The sequence below is a fragment of the Bifidobacterium sp. ESL0784 genome (genome assembly GCF_029433295.1).
GTDB lineage: Bacteria > Actinomycetota > Actinomycetes > Actinomycetales > Bifidobacteriaceae > Bifidobacterium.
Genome location: NZ_JAQTHV010000004.1, coordinates 147,285 through 167,434 on the forward strand (window position 1 = coordinate 147,285; position 20,150 = coordinate 167,434).

General features: G+C 55.6%; 16 protein-coding genes and 1 tRNA gene. 16 read left to right on the forward strand and 1 reads right to left on the reverse strand.

What is annotated here, in order from left to right:
- The first annotated feature begins 122 nt into the window (after positions 1–122).
- From PT279_RS07230 to PT279_RS07300, 15 genes are all read left to right on the forward strand, one after another.
- Positions 123–1,406: an HRDC domain-containing protein gene (locus PT279_RS07230; RefSeq protein WP_277166745.1), complete on the forward strand. Its 1,284-nt coding sequence runs from the start codon at positions 123–125 to the stop codon at positions 1,404–1,406.
- A gap of 49 nt (positions 1,407–1,455) precedes the next feature.
- Entirely contained in the window at positions 1,456–2,835 is a 1,380-nt protein-coding gene (gene tig, locus PT279_RS07235) for a trigger factor (protein WP_277166746.1), read from the forward strand.
- Between the two features lie 229 nt (positions 2,836–3,064).
- Positions 3,065–4,327: a chloride channel protein gene (locus PT279_RS07240; protein ID WP_277167048.1), complete on the forward strand. Its 1,263-nt coding sequence runs from the start codon at positions 3,065–3,067 to the stop codon at positions 4,325–4,327.
- A 51-nt stretch (positions 4,328–4,378) separates the two neighbouring features.
- Positions 4,379–5,005 (forward strand): ATP-dependent Clp protease proteolytic subunit, encoded by a 627-nt coding sequence (locus tag PT279_RS07245; protein WP_277167049.1) that lies wholly within the window; start codon positions 4,379–4,381, stop codon positions 5,003–5,005.
- Positions 5,006–5,007: 2 nt separating this feature from the next.
- Positions 5,008–5,679, forward strand: coding sequence for an ATP-dependent Clp protease proteolytic subunit (locus PT279_RS07250; protein WP_277166747.1), 672 nt, complete (start codon positions 5,008–5,010; stop codon positions 5,677–5,679).
- Positions 5,680–5,872: 193 nt separating this feature from the next.
- Positions 5,873–7,294 carry an ATP-dependent Clp protease ATP-binding subunit ClpX gene (gene clpX / locus PT279_RS07255; protein WP_277166748.1) on the forward strand — a complete coding sequence of 474 codons (1,422 nt, stop codon included), beginning with the start codon at positions 5,873–5,875 and terminating at the stop codon, positions 7,292–7,294.
- Positions 7,295–7,522: 228 nt separating this feature from the next.
- A tRNA-Arg gene (locus PT279_RS07260) sits at positions 7,523–7,596 on the forward strand.
- 209 nt (positions 7,597–7,805) lie between these two features.
- Positions 7,806–8,945, forward strand: a complete 1,140-nt coding sequence (locus tag PT279_RS07265) for an ABC transporter ATP-binding protein (RefSeq protein WP_277166750.1) — start codon at positions 7,806–7,808, stop codon at positions 8,943–8,945.
- Entirely contained in the window at positions 8,942–9,820 is an 879-nt protein-coding gene (locus tag PT279_RS07270; protein ID WP_277166751.1) for an ABC transporter permease, read from the forward strand. Before PT279_RS07265 ends, PT279_RS07270 begins: the two co-directional genes overlap by 4 nt.
- A 62-nt stretch (positions 9,821–9,882) precedes the next feature.
- A complete protein-coding gene (locus PT279_RS07275; RefSeq protein ID WP_277166753.1) occupies positions 9,883–10,746 on the forward strand; it encodes an ABC transporter permease in 864 nt (287 codons plus the stop codon).
- Between the two features lie 67 nt (positions 10,747–10,813).
- Positions 10,814–12,238: a histidine kinase gene (locus PT279_RS07280; protein ID WP_277166755.1), complete on the forward strand. Its 1,425-nt coding sequence runs from the start codon at positions 10,814–10,816 to the stop codon at positions 12,236–12,238.
- Positions 12,235–12,912 (forward strand): response regulator transcription factor, encoded by a 678-nt coding sequence (locus tag PT279_RS07285; RefSeq protein ID WP_277166756.1) that lies wholly within the window; start codon positions 12,235–12,237, stop codon positions 12,910–12,912. Before PT279_RS07280 ends, PT279_RS07285 begins: the two co-directional genes overlap by 4 nt.
- 354 nt (positions 12,913–13,266) lie before the next feature.
- Complete coding sequence (locus tag PT279_RS07290) at positions 13,267–14,403, forward strand: macrolide family glycosyltransferase (RefSeq protein ID WP_277167050.1); 1,137 nt, start codon at positions 13,267–13,269, stop codon at positions 14,401–14,403.
- Positions 14,404–14,680: 277 nt separating this feature from the next.
- Positions 14,681–15,526 (forward strand): ABC transporter ATP-binding protein, encoded by an 846-nt coding sequence (locus PT279_RS07295; protein ID WP_277167051.1) that lies wholly within the window; start codon positions 14,681–14,683, stop codon positions 15,524–15,526.
- A 1-nt stretch (position 15,527) separates the two neighbouring features.
- Positions 15,528–17,204: an ABC transporter permease gene (locus PT279_RS07300; RefSeq protein ID WP_277166757.1), complete on the forward strand. Its 1,677-nt coding sequence runs from the start codon at positions 15,528–15,530 to the stop codon at positions 17,202–17,204.
- A 214-nt stretch (positions 17,205–17,418) separates the two neighbouring features.
- Here the strand turns inward: PT279_RS07300 and PT279_RS07305 are convergent, their stop codons facing one another.
- Complete coding sequence (locus PT279_RS07305) at positions 17,419–18,894, reverse strand: DUF6287 domain-containing protein (protein WP_277166758.1); 1,476 nt, start codon at positions 18,892–18,894, stop codon at positions 17,419–17,421.
- Positions 18,895–19,258: 364 nt separating this feature from the next.
- Between PT279_RS07305 and PT279_RS07310 the strand changes: the two genes are divergently transcribed.
- Complete coding sequence (locus PT279_RS07310; RefSeq protein WP_277167052.1) at positions 19,259–20,071, forward strand: TIGR00730 family Rossman fold protein; 813 nt, start codon at positions 19,259–19,261, stop codon at positions 20,069–20,071.
- Positions 20,072–20,150: the final 79 nt, after the last annotated feature.

Genomic DNA, 20,150 nt, shown 5'->3' on the forward strand with positions numbered 1-20,150 from the left:
AGGCTCGCGATATGGTGGACGCCGGATTTAGTGTATAGCAATGTCCGCTGGATATGGGCTCGCAGCGTCTTTTATCGAGAGTGCGGCGAAATGAACCTGCGGTGGACGGATTAGGAGTTCGGTTGAGCAGCGAGCCACGATTGCAAGAGGAGCCGCGAGAGGGCGTCCCCGAAGTGACCGATACGCTCGACGGATTCCGCGAAGCCTGCGACAGATTGGCAGCGGGCAATGGTTCGCTGGCTGCCGACGCCGAACGAGCCTCGGGCTATCGTTACGGTCATGAGGACTGGTTGGTGCAGTTCAAACGCACCGGTTCCGGCATTGTTCTTTTTGACCCGATAGCGCTGAACAAAGCTGGTGCGGATTGGAACGAATTTAACCGTGCCGTCGGCGACGCAACGTGGATTATCCACGATTCTCTGCAGGATTTGCCCGGCTTCACCGATCTGGGGATGAAAGTCCGCAATCTTTTCGATACCGAAATCGCCGCAAGATTGCTGGGACTGAAACGTTTCGGCTTGGCCGCAGTCACCGCACATTACCTTGGTATCACCTTGGCCAAAGAGCATTCCGCAGCTGATTGGTCGTACCGGCCACTACCGCGAGATTGGCGCAATTACGCGGCGCTTGATGTTGAACTGTTGATTGAACTTGAGCAGAAAATGCGTGCAGACTTGAAAAAGGCCGGCAAAATGGAATGGGCCAACGAAGAATTCAGCCACGCGCTCGCCGAAGGTACCGGTCCGCAAACTCCGCACCCGGTTCCGTGGATGCGTATTTCCCATTTCACTGCGCTGGGCCACGACAGACGGGGACAGGCCGTCGCCAAGGCACTCTGGGAGAAACGCGACGAACTTGCCCGTGAGCATGACATTGCCCCGACCCTTCTCCTAAGCGATGCCGCCATCATCGAGGCAGCCCAGAAGAAGCCGCACAATGCCCGTCAGTTCCGCGGTATCCGGAGCCTGAACGAACGGGTACGCATCCACATGGGCAATGAACAGGACAAGATGTTCGAGCGTTACGCTCCTATCCAACGTTCCATCAAGCCGAGCGTATGGAAAGAAGCCATCCAGGAGGCGCTGAAACTGAAACCGAAGGATTGGCCGGAACCGCCGGCTTCGCCGCAGGAGCCACAGGCCAATGCGCCACGTTCGATGAAATACTGGTCTGTTCACCACCCGGACCGCTTCGCCCGCCTCAAGAAGGTCCGTGGCGTTATTGCCCAGATTGCGGAGGATACGAGGACGCCGCCTGATGTTGTCATCAAGCCGCAGATCATCCGCAACCTTTGCTGGCAGGATAATGCAGCGGAGCTTGATATCCCTGAATTTCTGCGCGAGCAAGGGGCACGTCAATGGCAGATTGCCCTTATTTCCGAGTCCGTAAGTCGCGTTATCATATGAGGGTTGCCTAAAGGCAGAAGTAGTTGGAATTATCGTCAGGAGCACTAGCGTGAAAATCAGCGTGAGGAATCTCGAGCCCACCAAGGTGAAGCTCACCGTCACCGTCGACCCGGAAGAGTTCGACCCCTATCTTGATCAGGCCCGCAAGGAAATCGCCAAGCAAATCAGCGTCCCGGGCTTCCGCAAGGGCCACGTGCCCGGCAAGATCATCGACCAGCGCGTCGGTTTCGGTGCCGTCGCAGGCGAGGCTGTCAACAGTGCCGTCCCGGAGCTTTACTCCAAGGCTCTCGAAGAGAAGAAGATTCGCCCGATGGCCCAGCCAGAGCTGGATGTCAAGGAAATGCCGACCAGCGAAAAGGACGACACCAAGGTGAAGTTCATCGCCACTGTCGAACGTCGTCCCGAAATCGAGCTGCCGAAGCTCGATGGCATGACCCTTGAGGTCCCGAAGACCGAAGTCACTGATGAGGACGTTGACAAGCGTCTCGACAACCTGCGCCAGCGTTTCGGCACCCTCGTGGGCGTCGATCGTCCCGCCAAGAAGGGTGATTTCGCCAACATCGACCTTGACGCGCAGATTGACGGCGAGTCCGTCGATTCCCAGGAAGGCGTGAGCTACGAGCTTGGCAGCGGCAAGCTGCTCGACGGCATTGACGAAGCGCTTGACGGTCTGTCCTCCGGCGAAGAGACCACTTTCGAAGGTACGCTGGAAAGCGGCGACCACGAAGGCGAAAAGGCCCAGATCAAGGTCAAGGTGAATTCCGTCAAGGCCGAAGAGCTGCCGAAGCTCGACGACGACTTCGCTCAGGAAGCTTCCGAGTTCGACACCCTTGATGAGCTCAAGGCCGATATCCGCAAGCAGTGCGAGCGTGACAGCGAAGGCCGTCAGGCCAACGAGGCGCGCGATGCGTTCCTTGACGCCCTGAAGAAGAATGTGGAGATTCCGCTGCCCGAAGGCGTGCGCAAGGGAATGATCGAAGACCGCCTGAAGCAGGTCACCGCCGATCCCGAGAAGGCCACCGACGAGCAGAAGAAGGAAGCCGAAGAGGCTACTGACAAGGAGCTGAAGGACCAGATCGTGCTCGACACCCTGGCCGAGCAGCTCGACGTCAAGGTTTCGGAAATGGATGTCACCAACTTCCTCGCCTCCATCGCCCAGCAGTACGGCATGGATCCGAGCGCCTTCATCAACGCGATCGTCCAGAACGGCCAGCTCGGTTCCGCCGTTCAGGAAGTCGGCCGTTCCAAGGGTCTGCTTGCCGGTATGCGTGCCGTCAAGTTCACCTGCGACGGCAAGGACCTGGATTTGACCCCGTTCCTCGGTGAGGACGAGGCCGTTGAAGATGCCGAAGAGAACGAAAGCGTCGAGGCCGCGTCCGCCGCTGCCGCCGTTGCCGACGAACTTTCCGACAAAGACAAGGCCGAGTGATTTCGGACTAATAGTCAATCTCTGATTAAAATCTTAAAAGGGAGCGCGAGGTTTGCCTCGGCTCCCTTTTTGTTCATCTATACTGATTTTCTTGGGGCAGATTATATTGGTTTGAAGAAAATAAACAGATGAATGAAGTCTAGGTGCCCAAAGCGCCTATACGAATCGTTGTAGAAAGCCGGAATCGCTGGTGGAACGAGAGAACGATAGCGGATGGAAACGGTTGGGCATGATTGCCGCCGTCATATTCCTGCTCGGCGGGGTCGTCGGCGTGAGTTCAGGCCTGCTCGGCCTGATGCTGAGCGGTGTCGAACGGCTCATGCTGGGGTATATCGAAAATCCGCAGGATCCCAGCCCCTACCAGGTGGCGGCGTGGCGGCGCATTGCGTCGATTGTCGGCGGATCCGTGTTTGCAGCCGTTGTTTGGTGGCTGTTGCGTACCAAAACCACCAAAGTGCCGTCGGTGAAGATTGCCGTGGCGGGAGAACGGATGCCGGTCTGGCAGACCACAGTCCATGTGCTGCTGCAGATTTTCATTGTGGGTTCCGGTTCGTCCATTGGCCGTGAAGTGGCACCGCGTGAGTTCGGTGCGATGTTGGGCCAACGTTTCTCACAGCTTGTCCATTTAAGCGATGAAAAAGACCGCAGAACCGTTGTGGCCGTAGCCGCAGCAGCCGGTCTTGCCGGTGTCTACAACGCCCCGCTTGCCGGCACGTTCTTTGCCATCGAGATTCTGCTCGCCGACATCAGCATGGAAACCGTCACCATGGCGCTCGGGACTTCGGCGGTATCCGCTTACATTGCGTCGATGATTCGTGGGCGTGGCACGTTCTATGGGATGGCTGCCATGGGCAAATCCGCGATTCCGACGCTGAGCCTGACCTTGTTCGCCGTCATTACCGGAGTGATTTGCGGTGTCGGGGGTGCGTTGTTCCGCAAGGGTTCGCAATGGGCCGAAGGCAACAAGCCCAAGGGGGCGGGCATCCTCTGGATGATGCCGCTGGCGGCGCTGGCGACCGGCATCGTGGCGATTTGGCTGCCGCAGATCATGGGCAACGGCCGTTCCGTGGCGCAATATGCTTTCGCCGCCACCGCCCGTGAAGCCAACGCCGTCGTGCCGATTCTGCTGGCGTTGCTTGTGGCCAAGGCCATATTGACGCTTGCCACCATCCGTTCCGGTGCTTCCGGTGGCGTGCTTCAACCGGGTATTTCGATTGGTGCGACGCTGGGTGCGTTGCTTGGTTTTGTGTGGGTCATCGTTAGCCCTGGTGACACCGTCACTGCGTGCGCGTTGGTGGGGGCTTCGGCGCTGCTTGCCGCTTCACAGCAGGCGCCGCTAATGGCGATGTGCCTGGTGATGGAACTGACGGGTGCCCCGATGGCCTTCTTCGTGCCGGTCGGCATTGGGGTGGCTGTGTCGGCGTTGGTTTCGCATGGTTTCAACGGTCTTCTTTCTCGTTCTCAGCGCAAAAAACAGAAGGCTGTCGTATAAGTCGCGGTACTATTCATAACGGTAATAAAACGTGAATATCAAGGAGATATGGTGGCAGGATTGCTGACATCTACGCCGTCGATGGACGAAGGGGAGGATTCCGCCCCCACCATCACGGATCCGATTTTCAATAGGTTGCTTAAGGAACGCATCATCTGGCTTGGCGATGAGGTCAAGGATCAGAACGCCAACGTCATCTGCGCCCAGATGCTGATGCTCGCGGCCGAAGACCCGAAGAAGGACATCTGGCTGTACATCAATTCGCCCGGTGGCTCCATCACCGCTGGTATGGCCATCTACGACACTATGCAGTTGATTGAACCTGACGTTGCGACCGTCGCTGTCGGCATGGCGGCCTCTATGGGCCAGTTCCTGCTTTCCAGCGGCACCAAGGGCAAGCGTTTCGCTACGTCCCATGCCCGTATCCTGATGCATCAGCCTTCCGGCGGTATCGGCGGCACCGCTACTGACGTGCGCATCAACGCCGAGCTGATCATGGATATGAAGCAGACCCTCTCGCAGCTTACAGCCGAACAGACGGGGCATACGATCGAGGAGATCTATCGCGACAACGAGTATGACCATTGGTTCACTGCACAGCAGGCGCTCGATTACGGTTTCTTCGACAAGATCGTGACCACGCCGGGCACTATGAGCACCAAGAAGGACGGGGAGTGAACATGGCAAGTGAAGAAGCGAAGTTTGTAGCTCGTGCCGAGCGTCTCGCGGGTCCGCGCGGCGTGGCCGGCTTTGCGCCCCAGAATCGTTACGTGATGCCGCAGTTCAGCGAGAAGACGCCGTACGGCATGAAGACGCAGGACGCCTATAGCCGTCTGTTCGAAGATCGCATCATCTTCATGGGCGTGCAGGTGGATGACACCTCAGCCGATGACATCATGGCCCAGCTGCTCGTCTTGGAAAGCCAGGACCCGAACCGCGACGTGATGATGTACATCAACTCTCCCGGCGGTTCGATGACGGCTATGACCGCCATCTATGACACCATGCAATACATCAAGCCTGATGTGCAGACCGTCTGCCTTGGACAGGCCGCTTCGGCTGCCTCCGTCATCCTTGCTGCTGGTACCAAAGGCAAGCGTCTGATGCTCCCGAACGCCCGCGTACTCATCCATCAGCCGGCCATCGACCAGGGCTTCGGCAAGGCCACCGAGATCGAAATTCAGGCCAAGGAAATGCTGCGCATGCGCGAGTGGCTCGAAGAAACCCTTGCCAAGCATACCGGCCAGTCGGTCGAGCGTGTCCGCAAGGACATCGAGGTCGACACTTTCCTGACGGCTGCGGAGGCCAAGGAATACGGCATGGTCGACGAGGTGCTTGCCAATCGCAAGTAGCAGTAGCGGCAATGGCGGCGATTGCGCTGCGAAAGGCCGTGTAGGTTTATAACAAAAACGATTCGATACCCCTTGCGTTCGCGCGTGAGGGGTATCGTCGTACTCAGATGTCACTGCCATCGAAGAGGGCGGTGAGTAAATGGTCATAACGGGCCGAGTTGAAAGAAAGCGTGTGACGCGGTAAGGAGAAGGCATGGGCGACGTGGTGGATTATAACGACTCCGTCCCGCGCTGCGGATTCTGTGGCAAAAGCGAACGTCAGGTGCACAAGCTGGTCACCGGCCAGGGTGCGGCGATATGCGACGAATGCATCGCCCAATGCGTCGATCTCATCAAGGATGACAACGACAAGGATGTCAAGATCAACGCGCTGAACCTGCCCAAGCCCTCCGAGATCTACGCCTATCTCGACCAGTATGTTGTAGGTCAGCCACAGGCCAAGCGCACCCTTTCCGTGGCCGTATACAACCATTACAAGCGCGTCAACATGGAGATGGGCGAGGGCGGTCGTGCAACCGGGGCTGGCATGGGCAAGGCGGCTGCCTCGTCTGGCACGGCACGTAAATCGGGAGCTGTGGAAGACACCAAAGCGGCTTCCGGCAAACGTCCCGACGAGCGCGGTACCGATCCGCTGGCCGATGTGCAAGTGGCCAAATCCAATATTCTGTTACTTGGGCCCACCGGAGTCGGCAAAACCTACTTGGCCCAGACGCTCGCACGCGTGATGAATGTGCCGTTCGTCATCGTCGATGCCACCACGCTGACCGAGGCCGGCTATATCGGCGACGACGTGGAAAGCGTTCTGCAACGCCTTCTGCAGGCTGCCGACGGCGATGTGGACCGGGCCCAGCACGGCATCGTTTACATCGATGAGATTGACAAGATCGCACGCAAAAGCGGCGAAAGCGCGTCGCTGACCCGAGATGTGAGCGGGGAGGGTGTGCAGCAGGCGCTACTCAAGATCCTCGAAGGCACCATCGCCTCGGTGCCGCTGGAAGGCGAGGGCACCCGCAAGCACCGTGACCAGAACACCATCAAAATGGATACGCGCGATATCCTCTTCATCTGCGGCGGTGCGTTCGTCGGCCTCGACGCTATCGTGCGCAAGCGGCTCGGCGCACAGGAAAGCGGCTTCACTGCGACCTTGCGCGAACACGACGAAAGCAAGGCCGATTTGCTGCGGCAGGTCGATGCGGACGATCTGGGAGATTTCGGTTTGCTGCCCGAGTTTATCGGCAGACTGCCGGTGGTCAGTGTGCTCGACGAACTTACAGAGCAGGATCTGCGCGATATTCTCGTGCGTCCGGCCAATGCGCTGGTCAAGCAATACTGCAAGCTTTTCGCCGTCGATGGGGTCAGGCTTTCGTTCACCGATGAGGCGATCGCTGCCATCGCGGCCAAGGCCATTCGGGAAGGCACCGGCGCCCGCGGACTGCGTTCCATCATCGAAAAGACGCTGGAGGAGACCATGTTCCAACTGCCGGAGATGAACGATGTTGAGCGGGTCATCGTCGACGCTTCCGCCGTCAGCGGCGAAGGCGTGCCGAAGATGGTGGTTTCCTCGGCTTCATCCGGTCGTTCCCCGCGTCGCAGCAAGATACATGCGTTCGGGTGAGCAGAACTTGTCATTGTTGTGATTGCAGCATCTTTCTGAAGTTCGATCGATCTTTCAGCAAGGGGCTGATGCAATAGGGCTTGTTTTAGTGGTCTTCTCGACTGTGATGAAAATAGTTCATTCTTGTTTTCGTGGTACTTTTATATGCTTTCGCGACACGCCTAACTTGCGGGAATCGATCCGAAACGTTATATTAGATGAGTTGTCAAAAACAAGGTTCTTGACACTGCGCACGTAGCCCAATGGATTAGAGCAGCTGACTACGGATCAGCAGGTTACAGGTTCGAATCCTGCCGTGCGCACAGATTAAATCCGCGGAATCGCAAGGTTCTGCGGATTTTCGATTTTTAGGTGGCCAATGGGTGTCCAGTCTGGCGCTCGGATATTCTTCTCTATTGCCGTTAGCATTTATCTGTCTACCTAGGGGTACAGTTTTCCGTTTTGCGTTGCCGGCGCGCTTTAGCTCGTCTTGTATAGGAAGTACACGAAGTGCTTACCTTTGAAAGGCGGAATGATGAATGTCAATGGCTATGGAAAATCTGAAACGCAGACGAAATTGGCTGTGGCTACCCAGAACCTCGTCAAAACATACGGTGATTTCCAAGCGGTGGATGGACTGAATCTCAAAGTGCCGATGGGAGGCGTCTACGGTTTGCTTGGTCCCAACGGTGCCGGCAAATCCACCACGATGAAGTTGCTGTTGGGGCTCACGTCGCCGACCTCCGGTCAGATGTGGATGCTGGGGCAGCAGGTTGGTGACAAACGCGGCGCAAACCAGCGTATACAGCCGGGTCGTGTCGGATCGATGATCGAGGGACCAAGCTTCTACCCGGGCCTGTCGGGTTTGGATAATTGCCGGATGGTTGCGGACTATCTTGGGTTACCGACCTCTGCTGCAACGCAAGTGTTGGCTCAGGTCGGTCTGAAGGGGCATGAGGGCAAGAAGGCCAAGGGCTATTCGCTGGGTATGAAGCAACGCTTGGGCGTTGCCATGGCTTTGATTTCGAGGCCGGAGTTGCTGTTGCTTGATGAACCCACGAACGGCTTGGATGCCGAGGCCGTGGTCGAGGTCCGCGAGATGATCATGAATCTGGCGGCTTCAGCAGGGGTCACTGTCATCATCAGTAGCCATATCCTCTCCGAAATTGAGAAGATGGCGCCGGTGGTCGGCATCATCGCTTCCGGTCGTCTGCTGTATCAGGGGTCTCTGGATAATCTGCGCGAACAGGGACATATTAATATCCGCGTTTCAGATTCGAAAAGTGCTGCTGATGTGCTCAGCCAAAACGGCATGGCCTATCGGTTCATACCGCAGACGGATGAGTTGCAGATTTCGGAATGTGCGGATTGCCGGATTGCCGGTTTGGTCTCGCAGATGGTCGATAGGAACATCGCGGTTTATCGCGTTGCTTCCGAGCGCAAAAGCCTCGAAGAGGCGTTCCTTGAGCTGGTGGAAAGTCCGGATAGTCAAAAGTCACAAGACGGCCAGGGCGATCCTGTCGATTGTATGAAACAACATTCGATGGCAATGAAATATGGAAGTGTGCCGCCATATAGCGGCAATATGCAAACTGTGGCGAATCAGAGCGTTCCTGGATTCCAATCTAATCTCAATAATGCTCAGATATCGATTGCGGGAGGCGTGCGATGAGATCGAACACCATGTGTTTCAGCCCATATGACAATCCGTATTGCAATCAACCGATTCAAAACCTACAAGTAAACGCAACTGGTAACGCAATCGACAGGAGAGCTGGCCTGTTCACAGCGATTCGGATGGAATTGCGCAAGCTTAAGGGCTCATCGTTCTGGTGGATGGCGGCAGGTATGGCGTTGTTGACCTCTGCGTGGTCGGGTGCGGCGTTCATGAAACGTGCCGGAGGCAACCCCGCGTTTCGTACCGTTCTGCTTGCTGACAACGAGCCATACACCTTCATTAGTCTGATGGCTTCGATTCTGGCCGCGTTGCTGACCAGTCGCCTGGCGGTGATGGAAACGGGTGGGCGGATGAACCTCAAATGGCTATCGCTTGGGCAATCAGAGGTGATGAGGTTCCTCGCCAAGTTCGTGGTTGCGGGGTTGGCGCTCGCGGTGTGCTTCATCATTCCTTTGGTCTGGATTCCAATGATTGCGAAGGCGAAAGGTTTCAGTTTTACCGGAAACTTTACGACGTTGTTGGTGGCGCCGTCGTTGATTGCATTGTTCGCGGCACTGGCAGTCACGGCCGTCCAGTTGCTGATTTCCATGGTTACCAATAAACAGGCCGTGGGGCTTGGTATTGCTGTGATTGCCGGCTTGATTGGTTCAGGCTTGATCCCGATGGGCAAGCCGCAGTTCGGTTGGCTGTTTCCTGCAGGCATCAGTTCAGCCGCCAATCCCTTCGTGAGCAAGGCCATGGCAAATGGATACGCGAGCGTAACGATGGTCGGCAACCCGTGGATTCGCGTGGTGGCAAGTCTTATCGCTTGTGCGGTTTGGACGGTTGTTTCTGTACTCATTATCAAGGCAAAGGAATCAAGACGATGAGAAGAAGCGGAATGGCAAATAGATCAGCAACGCCGCAATGGCAAAAGACAATGAACGGAAACATGATGGTGAACAGACAAGCGGCAATGAACGCACCGATGGGTAACGCCCAAAATACACCCGACTTGGCCTCTCCGGGGTTCACCAACGGCGATGAGGAAACCATAAGGCGTCTATCCAAACCTTCTGTAACCGCGGCACTTCGCTGGGAGATGCGCAAGGCGGGCAACTTATGGTATTGGGTTGCAACGGTGCTCTTTGACCTCATCGGCATGTTCAACGGATGGAGCCAGTATGTCGACTATCGCAAGGATTTTGAAGCTCAAGGCGTGACGTGGGCGGCGGTCTGGGGCCAGGCCATCCTGTTGCCGAGCATGGTGTTCATGCCGATTTTGGTTGCGGCGTTCGCCTCGCAGATCGAATCCAACGAGCATGTCGGACGCAACTGGCAGCGCCTCAACGCCAGTGGTACAGCGTCGGCGGCGGTTGCGGGCAAGATGCTGCATGGCCTGTTGGCCTCGCTGCTGACCGTAGTGGTTTTCGAAGCTGAATTCCTTGTGGTTGGGAAGGTGATACTCGGCTTCAGCTTGGGTGAGGTCGGTCCGTTCCTGCTTCGCGGTGTTCCGATGGCCTTGGCGATCTGGGCGATTATGACCCTGACCCAAGCGATTTCTGCGAAATTCGAATCATTCGCGGGCACCATGAGCGTAATTTTGGTGTTTACTTTGCTCGGATGCGTGCTGTCGCTTATCGTTCCGTCGCTGGCACTGGCCTATCCTTTCTCGCTGATTACCGGTGCTTCGGCTGCGCACGATCTTGGTAATATCGCTTCGGCCAGCTCCATAATGATGGCAACGTTGATGGCCGCATTCTGGGCCATCGTCGGTGGATTGATGTTCCGCAGGCTCACTCGCAAGGCCGTGTGACAATGCCCGAAGTTATACGCCAAAACCGCCATAATGGAATGGGACAGCAAGCGACAAGGGGAGTGGCATGAGTGTAGCGAAGCTGATAGATCGGATAGCTCAAACCGGAAGTCGGATGAACGGTGCTCACACTCTTGCCGTAGTGTGTGCCCTGTATGAAACCATGATTGTGACACGTCTACTGTTCGTTCCCGTTGTTGCGAATTCGACGTTACGGGCGGCGATGATTGGTAACTCCTGGGCAATGCCGGTGTTTGTTCTTATTGTCATCGTGGCGGTTGCGGGAATATGGTTTTGCCGGCGTTGGCCGCTAAGAATGTTGCTGCTGGAAATGGTTTTGCTCTTAATTGCCTCAATCCTCTATGGTTCCGCGTTCAGCTATCTGTCACTGCCGTGGGCGATTGCCTTGTATTTTGCCGCTGCAGGAATCGAAAATCTGTTATTGCGGATATGTGGGCTTGTTGCGGCCGGTCTGCTGGGATTAGGCAGCGTGGGTTTGGCAACGATATGGCATCATGATGCGGGATTTACGAACTTTCTGTACCCGTTTGTTCTGCTTTATGTGGTATTCGTTGCTGCCGGTGTGCTGGTGCGGAGCTACAGAAAGCGTCTGCAATCTTTACAGGCTTTGTATGATGAGCAGAAACGTGGAGAAAAACTTACCCGGGAGCGTGACAAAGCCATGAGCCAGTCACGTATAGCAGCAGAACTTCACGACAGCGTCGGTCATGACCTGACCGCTATCATCGCCCTTTCTGAAGGATTGGATGGTGCTGGGGACAATCCAGAAACGAATGATGCCATAAGCATGATTAACGATTTGGCGCGGCAAGGGCTTGCGGATACGAGGACTGCGGTAAAGGCGTTGCAACCAGGCGGATCTGTTGACGGTGATAAGAATGCGAATCAGGGGAATAATCATGGCTCTGAGCAAAAGGCTAGCGGCGTGGCCGAAAATGGCATGCAGGACTGCAATGCCCCTGTGTTGTCTGCAAAGGTCGAGTTGCATGACTGGGACGATATCAATCCCATTCTCGATCATTCTCGGCGAATCGGCATCATCACGGCTTTGACGGAAACCGGACGTCGGCCGCAAGATCCTCAGCAGGCGGATTTGAATTTCACTGTAACTCGAGAGGCCATTACCAACGCCATTCGGCATGGGCAAGGAGTCAATAGAATCGTCGTTGCCTGGGACCATGACGGGCAAGGTGGCATTGCCGTTACCATCCGTGACAATGGAAAATCAGTTGATGAATCCGGTCAAGATGGAAGAGATTCATCCACGTCTGATACGGAAAACGGCAAAAATGAGGCGAAGCCAGGTGAATACGGCGATGGCACTGGGTTAGCTCGGCTTAAGGAAAGCGTCGAACAAATAGGAGGTACGTTTGCCGCTGGGCCGGATGGCGATGGCTGGACGGTAAAGGCGTATCTTCCTTCGTTGATTGATTTGGTCAGCAAGCAATCGCAAGGTGGTGAGCGGGCATGATTCACGTCATGATTGTCGACGACCAGCGTCCGGCGAGAATGGGATTCGCACTGATGGTTGCCAAGGACCGCGAGCTTGAAGTAGTCGGGCAGGTGGAAAATGGGCAGATGGCGCTTGATATGCTCGCTTCATTGAGCGGTGCGAATAAGCCGATGCCTGATGTCATGCTAATGGATGTGCGGATGCCCGTCATGGACGGCATAGACGCGACCGCCGCCATAAAGCAACGTTATCCGAATATCAAAATCCTGATGCTGACCACCTATGACCAGGATGATTACGCGTTTGGGGCACTGGGCGCAGGCGCTTCCGGTTTCCTTTTAAAGGATGTTCGCACGGCCGACCTGTGTCGCGCGATTCACTCAGTGTATGAAGGCGACGCGATTCTGACACCCCGCATCACCGGTGAAGTAATCAAACGAGGGATTCCGAATGCGAATGCTGAAGCCGAGCAATCCGGACTTCGTGTCCAATTTGCGACGCTCGGCAGACGTGAACTTGAAGTCGCTTCGCTAGTGAGCGAAGGGTTGACGAACGCTGAGATTGCCGAACGTCTGGGCATTCAGCCAGATTCCGTCAAAAAGACGGTCAGCCGCATCCTTGCCAAGCTTGATGCCCGAGAGCGCGTCAACATAGCCGTTCTCTGGTACAAAGCCGACATGGATAAATCGTAAGAGATAAAAATAGGCAAAATTCAATATTTAGAAATCTTGGTTTTTCAATGTAGCGATGAATGTTTCAACATAGCAAAACAGCTGATTGGCACAATGTTGTTGACTGGAATCTATAATCAGTATTGAAAAGTGATGTAAGCGGTAAAATTCATTTTTCTTGATACTGGGTAATATCATTTATTCAACCCGATAATGCTACGATGAAGAAGTTATTGCCGACAATGAGTGGGTCTTTAGAGAAAGAAAATACGCATGAACGCATCGGAAAAACCTGTCGAAAAAGATGGGGAAGTGGAAGCGAAGCAGCGTACTCGTGGCAGACTGCTGATGGTGTGCATGCCATATTAGGGGCATATCAACCCGACGCTGGCAACGGTCCGCGCGCTGGTCGTCGGCGGGTGGGATGTCACGTATATCTGTGATCCGCGCTGGGAGCGGCAGGTTCGGCAATCGGGAGCGACATTTGTCCCTTACGACGATTATTCCGCCAATCCCTGCAAATTTGAGCGCACGATTCAGGCGCCCGAAAAGGCTGATAATACCGTGTTGCGAGTTGGCCGTGAGTCGCATTTCGACGCGTTCCTGTATGAGGGCCTGCTGGTTGCAGGCAAGGCGTTGGCAGATAAACTGGGGCTTCCGTCAATCCGTCTGTATTCGACATTCTGCTACAACCGTGACATCCTCAATCGGCTCGCTGGTGCCAGCAAAGGGTTCCACCTTACGTCGGTGTTGCGCAGCAAAAGGTTTCTGCGTCTGATGTCGTCAAGCACGCGGCGCAGGGGATTGATGAAGACCCAGGATTTCGTCAGCGAGATGGTTGATAACCCGCCGACGCTGACCTACACGTACACCTCGCGTTCCTTCCAGATCGACGGCGATTCCTTTCCGGAGGAACGGTACCGGTTCATCGGTCCCTCATTGGATGGCAGAGAGGATCAGAAGCCGAGTGCCGATTTGGCATCGGTAATGGAGAAGAGCGCCGACAAGCCAATCATCTATGCTTCACTTGGCACCATTTTCAATACGTTCCTGCCATTCTATCGTGCGGTTGTCGGCGCATTCGGAGGTAAGGGCGTGACGGTGATTTTGTCCGTCGGCCATAATTTCAAGCGCGACAAACTCGGTGAGATTCCGGACAACATCCATATCTACGAATCGGTGGATCAGCTTTCCGTGTTGCGCAGGGCTTCTCTGTTCCTGACCCACGGTGGCATGAACAGTGTCAACGAAGCACTGTATTACAGTGTCCCGTTGGTTGCAGTGCCGATGGCAGACGACCAACCGGCCGTTGCCGCAAGACTTGCCCAACTTGGTCTTGGCGTGAACCTCGATAAGAAGTCGATCTCCGCGCAGTCGTTGTATGAAGCCGCGACGAAAGTCATGGACGACAAAGAAACCGCCGAACGTGTCAAGACGATGAGCCGTGATATGCATGAGGCCGGAGGCAACGCGCAAATCGTCAACGATCTGGATGGGTTATTGGCTGGATGATTCGGTTGAAGATACACGATTCGTCATGTGTCGGTATCCATCACCATGCTTCATTCATGAATGAACATTACTGATGCGGTTCTGTCATGATTTGAGCTGCAACAGACGATCCGATCAGTGTTTTATCTTTTAAAATGTCGGAATTCTGAATTTATATTATTCAAGGATTCCAGCGAAGCAATGATGGCTAGACATATTTATTTATTATCCCTAGTATGTAGGGCGTCCTGTATCCTGAAAGTACGAAGAACTCGCGACGGACGAAGGGCAAGAGATGATGAATGAGGCTGCGCCGGATACGGCCTATCGCCAGGCTTTCGGCGATGTGTCAACGGCACATATCGCGGTGTCGATACGGGGGCTTGCAAAGCGATTCGGCGACAAGACCGCCGTCGACAACTTTTCGCTGGATATCCCCGTCGGCTCGTTCTACGGGTTGGTTGGCCCCAACGGTGCGGGCAAGACCACGACGCTCAACATGGTCACCGGGCTTTTGATACCCGACAGCGGCGCGATCAGCGTTCTCGGGGCCGACGTGTGGAGTGATGTCAACCGTGCCAAGCGCTCCATCGGTGTGATGCCACAAGCCGACCAGATCTTCAACCGGCTTACCGGCCGTCAGCTGCTCCTGTATTCGGGGATGCTGCGCGGTATGAAACGTGCCGAAGCCGCCAAACGCGCCGATGACCTGCTGAAAGCTTTTGATCTGGCCGAAGCCGGCGACAAGATGGTCTCGGACTATTCAGCCGGCATGACCAAAAAAATCTGCCTTGGGACGGCGATGATCGCCAGTCCCCGCATCCTGGTGCTTGACGAGCCGTTCGAGTCCGTCGACCCCGTTTCCAGTGCGAATCTGAAAGACGTCTTGGCCGAGTACGCAGCCACGGGCGGCACGGTCATCATCTCCTCGCACGTTATGGCGCTGGTCGAGAAGATGTGCACGCACGTTGCTGTCATCGATCATGGGCAGGTTCGCGCGGCGGGCACCATCGCGCAGGTCGCGGCAGGGGAAGACTTGGAAGACCGCTTTCTTGATTTGGTTGGCGGTCGTCACAGTGCTGCACATCTCGATTGGCTCAACGGCGGCGGAAGTGACGCTGCAACTTCCAATCCGGAGGCGTGAGATGGCGGAGATGGCAACCATAGTGCGCCTGAAATGGGCGCTGATGTGGGCGACGATGCGCAAATCGGTGTGGCAGACGGTGAATTTCGTTTTAACTGGCTTGATTGGTCTTGCGGTCGTTATTGGCATCGGCGTTTTCGCATGGAAATTCGGGCCTGCCCCGCATATGCCCAAAGGTGTCGATCTCACAGATGGAATGCGTTTCACCATGGTGCTGCTGGGTTCGTTTCTGACGCTTTTTGTGATTATCATCCAAATGATGCTGGTCGGCGGCGGAACGTCGATAAGTGCCAAGCGTTTTGTACTTTTCGGCATCGAAGACAAGACGTTGCAGGCGGGTCTTATCGCCGCGAGCATGGCCGGTGTCCCCGCAATCGTCGGTATTGTCTCGCTTGTCGAATGGTCGATGGCCTACCGCAAGCTCGGAGCCGGAGTCGTTGTCGCTGAGGTCGTGGCAGCTCCTTTGGCCATTCTTACCATCTGCATGCTCGGCCGAATGGTCACTTCGTTGCTCGACACATTGGTACGCACAAAGCACGGTCAGACGGTGCTCTACATCGTCATGTTCCTGATTTTCCTCGCCATCATCGAAATACCGGCCATGTTCGGCGGTGCCATCGGCGGCAGCGTAGCGGTGGATGGAAGTGCCGCCATCGTGGCTTCCGGAGCACAGATCTCCAACGTGATGCATTCGATGTCCGGCGTAGTGACGGTGCTTTCCTTTACGCCTCTGGCCGCGGCTTTCGCTTTGCCCTTCGATGTCGTGGGCGGGGCGTGGGGCGCGCTGCTTATTCGTTTGCTTGTGCTCGTGGCGACTTGGGCGCTTTGTTTCGCGATCGGCTTGTGGTGTCTCAAACGTGAGCGGCTGTTGACCGGCAGCGAAGAAAACCGCGCCGTGAAAGTCAAAGGCATCGGTGCGTTCGGCTGGATGCCGGATTCGCCATCGGGCGCGATATCGGCACGCTTGGTCACTTATCTGAGGCACGACCCCCGCCAGTTCTTCACGTTGCTTATGCCGTTGCTGTTCATGGTCATCGAGTTGCTTGGGGCTGGAGGCGAAGCTGATTTCGCATTCTCCTCCCTGATTTTGGGCGCGTTGTTCATGAACCTCGTCGAAAGCAATGGTCTGGCGTACGACGGACGAGGGTTTACGATGCAGGTGTTTGCAGGGCTTCGAGGCCGAGATGACAGGCTTGGGCGGGTTCATGTCTATGCCGTGTTTTCGCTGGCATACCTGGCCGTCATGGCCTTGGTGCTGATGGCGTTCACCTCCGGCTGGGGCAACGAATCTCATTGGATGCATTTATTCGCTTTCTTTGGCGCCGCCGTCGCGTTCGATCTCGTCGGATTGGGCATTGCCGAGTCCATGTCGTGTGTGGCCATTTACCCGGTGCCGTCCATCGACAAACCGTTCGCCACGCCGCAAGGCCGCGGGCTGGCGCAAGCGGTGATGCCGTTGGCCTATTTCGCGCTGATGCTTGTGTTGGTACTGCCCTTGGGTCTGGTGACAACGCTGGTAGCATTCAATCATTGGCCGTCTTGGTTTATCGGTCTGGGCGGCATCGTCAACGGTGTCGTCGTATTGATCCTCGGCACATGGATAGGCGGCAAGTTGCTTGACAAACGCCAGCTAAGGATATTGGCGGCGCTTGATTCCATGGCTGAGCTCCAGCAGTAGCGATATTTGTCAATGAGACCAAGCGACGAAGAGTAATGTATTGCTATTCAATGATTCGCTGGTAGTATCGGCTATTCTGTCGCAATTTTCTTTCTCAAGAAACCGAAAAGCCGCTCTTTCCGCATTTGTATTGGAAAGAACGGCTTTAAACAGTGTGAATTGGTTGATAACGCTGAAATTAGCCTTGTAGCGCTTAAATCAACGAATCAACAAATCAGCGTGAGAAGCTTACGGCCTGATGATTCGAATCCCGGTTTTCTGGATTGCTCACACTCACGGATGTTGGAGTAAGGCTGCTGCCTGAACTCGGCTCGACATAGGTGCTGGCTTTGGTATCGCCGGATTTTCCGGAGTTATCCTTGCCTTTGTCGGAGTCGCCGATGGCCGAGCAGGTTTTCTGTGCACCATTGACCACGTCAACACGGCATTGGAAGTTGGCTTTGGCCTCTTCCTCCCACGCGTCATCCATTTTGGCGATGTCGTCGTTGGCTGCATTGACTTTGCTCTTGAGCTTTTGTTTCGAGGCGTCAGAAGCCTCACCGCCGCCACTACGGTAATAGGCGCAGCCGGAATCGCTGCAGAACGGGGTCTGGCCCTGGTTGGTTCCTATCCAGATCGGGATGATGCGGTCCTTTGACTGGTCGGTGGGGTCGGGAATGGTCGTGTAGCTGGAAGGGGCCACATCGTTGAGTGCGGAATTCTTTTGCGCGACGATGAGTATCTCCTGCACACTCGGTGAATCCTCGTTGTATTGGTAAGCGCCGCCCTGCACCAGTTGGTCCTCTGTGGAGGGGATGTCGCCATAGCTCATGCACTGGCTGTCCAAGCCTCCGCATTCTCGCAATGTGTACGGGGGAGTGGTGCCGGAAAATGGATTTTGCGGTGTCAGCTGGCCGTTTGAGATGTTCATCCAGGCTCCGCCGGGGTTGGTCCAGGTGCCGTCCAAGCTGGAGTAATCGCCTCGTTTGATTTGTGTCATGTCGATGCCGCTGTTGGCCGCCTCTTCGTCATTGGCCTTTTTCTGCTTTTCTGCGGCGGCTACCTCACGCTCGATCGGTTTGAGCACATCATCGGCATCGCTTTTGGAATCGACCAGTTTTTTGGCTACCTTGCTCATGCTGCTGGCGCTGCCGTTGACTTTGCCGATGAGGTTGTTCAGGGACTGCGTCGCCTGCTTTAGGTCTTTGGTGGATGCACTGGAAGTGTCGGCGATGGTGTCGGCGGCTTTGGCATCGGAAAGTTTCCTAGCCGTTTTCAGCGTTTTCTGGTAATCACCGAACAGGTCGGGATCCTTGACTTGGCCCTTGTGGATGTCTTCGGTGTCGCTGTTCGCCCGTTTGATGGCGGTCTTCAGATCCGATTTGGCGTCGGCAAGATTGTTGACGGCCTTACCATACTGTGAAACCGCAGAATTATGGGAATTCGAGGAATAATAATAGAAACCGCCAGCAGCGGCGGCCGTGAGCACGACGACCACGGCTGCAATGATGACAATCATCCTGGTTTTGCTTTTGTGGGGCTTCGCCGGTGTCGCCGCACCGTTCTGCTGCGGCTGCATGCCACCGGGCAGCGGAACGTTGGTCGGAACGGGCGGAATGTTGCTGGTTGCTGCGTTGTATGTTCCGTTATTGGCTTGCGAGGGATATGCTGCGTTTGCACCCGGTTGATTCCAAGGCTGATTGCCACTCATTTGGCGTCCCTTCCTGCTTCAATGACAGTATTGAAGGCTTCTCCTGCTTAGGACAATAGCATATGGTCGGAATCATATTTGTGTTGCGTTCGGCAGGTACGAGAGTAGGAATCAGATATAGGAATAGGGAGGCAGTATGACAACGGAAGAAACAGATGACACTATGGGCTTGAATGACGGACGGAAAGCGGCGAATGGTGACGGCAAGAGCAATGGGAATGGCAATAGCAATAGCGATCGTAACAGCGATGGCGCTCGTAACAGCAACGGCAATGGCTTGATTGGAGCCGATGATACGCACGGCACGGCGGATTTGGCAGATGACGTGCGCTCGTGGGAGACGCACCGCAGTGGGTCGGTGCTGATGCGCGGGTCAATGATTCCCGAGCAGACGCCAGACCAGGCGCTGCTTGCATTCCCCGATGAGGATGACGACAATGCTGACAGAGTTGGGAACAACGTTGCACATGGAAACACTGCTGATGCTCAGGCGTCGGAAGCGAGCATCTCTGGAGCTGCTGCACGTATGTCAAAAGCGCATGGTGGCAAGGATTGGCGGCATGGCGACCCTTGGCGTGTGTTGCGTATTCAGTCCGAATTCGTGGAGGGGTTCGACGCGCTCGCGGATCTGGGTCGTGCGTTGTGTGTGTTCGGTTCGGCGCGTGTGAAAGAGGAAGAGCCGGAATACCGTCAGGCCATGCGTATGGGCGAGATGGCGGCGCAAAACGGGATTACGGTTATCACCGGCGGCGGGCCGGGCATCATGGAAGCCGCGAACCGAGGTGCTGCCGAAGCCGGCGGTGTCTCGGTGGGGCTCGGCATCGAGCTGCCGCATGAAGAGGGGCTCAACCAGTGGGTAAACCTCGGGATGAACTTCCGCTACTTCTTCGTACGCAAAATGATGTTCGTCAAGTATTCCTCGGCGCTGATCGTCTGCCCCGGCGGTTTCGGCACGCTCGATGAAATGTTCGAAATCCTAACGCTGGTACAGACCGGCAAGACTTCACCCAAGCCAGTAGTGCTGTTCGATACGCAATATTGGAAAGGCCTTTTTGACTGGGTTCAGGGGCCGATGCTTGATCGCGGACTGATTTCGAAAGAGGATCTGAAGAAGGTTCAGTTCACCGATGATCCCGAGGAAGCGGTGCGGCTGGCAATCGGCGGAATGACGAAATAGCGGAGTAGGGAATGGTGGAATAGCGATATCGTGATTTGATGCCAGAGATAATAATGGGATGCGTTACTCGCTTGAGTAG

Excerpts from the sequence above, each read along its gene's own strand:
- PT279_RS07240 (WP_277167048.1), top strand. The coding sequence starts at position 3,065 with ATGATTGCCGCCGTCATATTCCTGCTCGGCGGGGTCGTCGGCGTGAGT.
- PT279_RS07250 (WP_277166747.1), top strand. The coding sequence starts at position 5,008 with ATGGCAAGTGAAGAAGCGAAGTTTGTAGCTCGTGCCGAGCGTCTCGCG.
- clpX (WP_277166748.1), top strand. The coding sequence starts at position 5,873 with ATGGGCGACGTGGTGGATTATAACGACTCCGTCCCGCGCTGCGGATTC.
- PT279_RS07265 (WP_277166750.1), top strand. The coding sequence starts at position 7,806 with ATGATGAATGTCAATGGCTATGGAAAATCTGAAACGCAGACGAAATTG.
- PT279_RS07270 (WP_277166751.1), top strand. The coding sequence starts at position 8,942 with ATGAGATCGAACACCATGTGTTTCAGCCCATATGACAATCCGTATTGC.
- PT279_RS07275 (WP_277166753.1), top strand. The coding sequence starts at position 9,883 with ATGATGGTGAACAGACAAGCGGCAATGAACGCACCGATGGGTAACGCC.
- PT279_RS07280 (WP_277166755.1), top strand. The coding sequence starts at position 10,814 with ATGAGTGTAGCGAAGCTGATAGATCGGATAGCTCAAACCGGAAGTCGG.
- PT279_RS07285 (WP_277166756.1), top strand. The coding sequence starts at position 12,235 with ATGATTCACGTCATGATTGTCGACGACCAGCGTCCGGCGAGAATGGGA.
- PT279_RS07295 (WP_277167051.1), top strand. The coding sequence starts at position 14,681 with ATGAATGAGGCTGCGCCGGATACGGCCTATCGCCAGGCTTTCGGCGAT.
- PT279_RS07300 (WP_277166757.1), top strand. The coding sequence starts at position 15,528 with ATGGCGGAGATGGCAACCATAGTGCGCCTGAAATGGGCGCTGATGTGG.
- PT279_RS07305 (WP_277166758.1), bottom strand. The coding sequence starts at position 18,894 with ATGAGTGGCAATCAGCCTTGGAATCAACCGGGTGCAAACGCAGCATAT.
- PT279_RS07310 (WP_277167052.1), top strand. The coding sequence starts at position 19,259 with ATGCGCGGGTCAATGATTCCCGAGCAGACGCCAGACCAGGCGCTGCTT.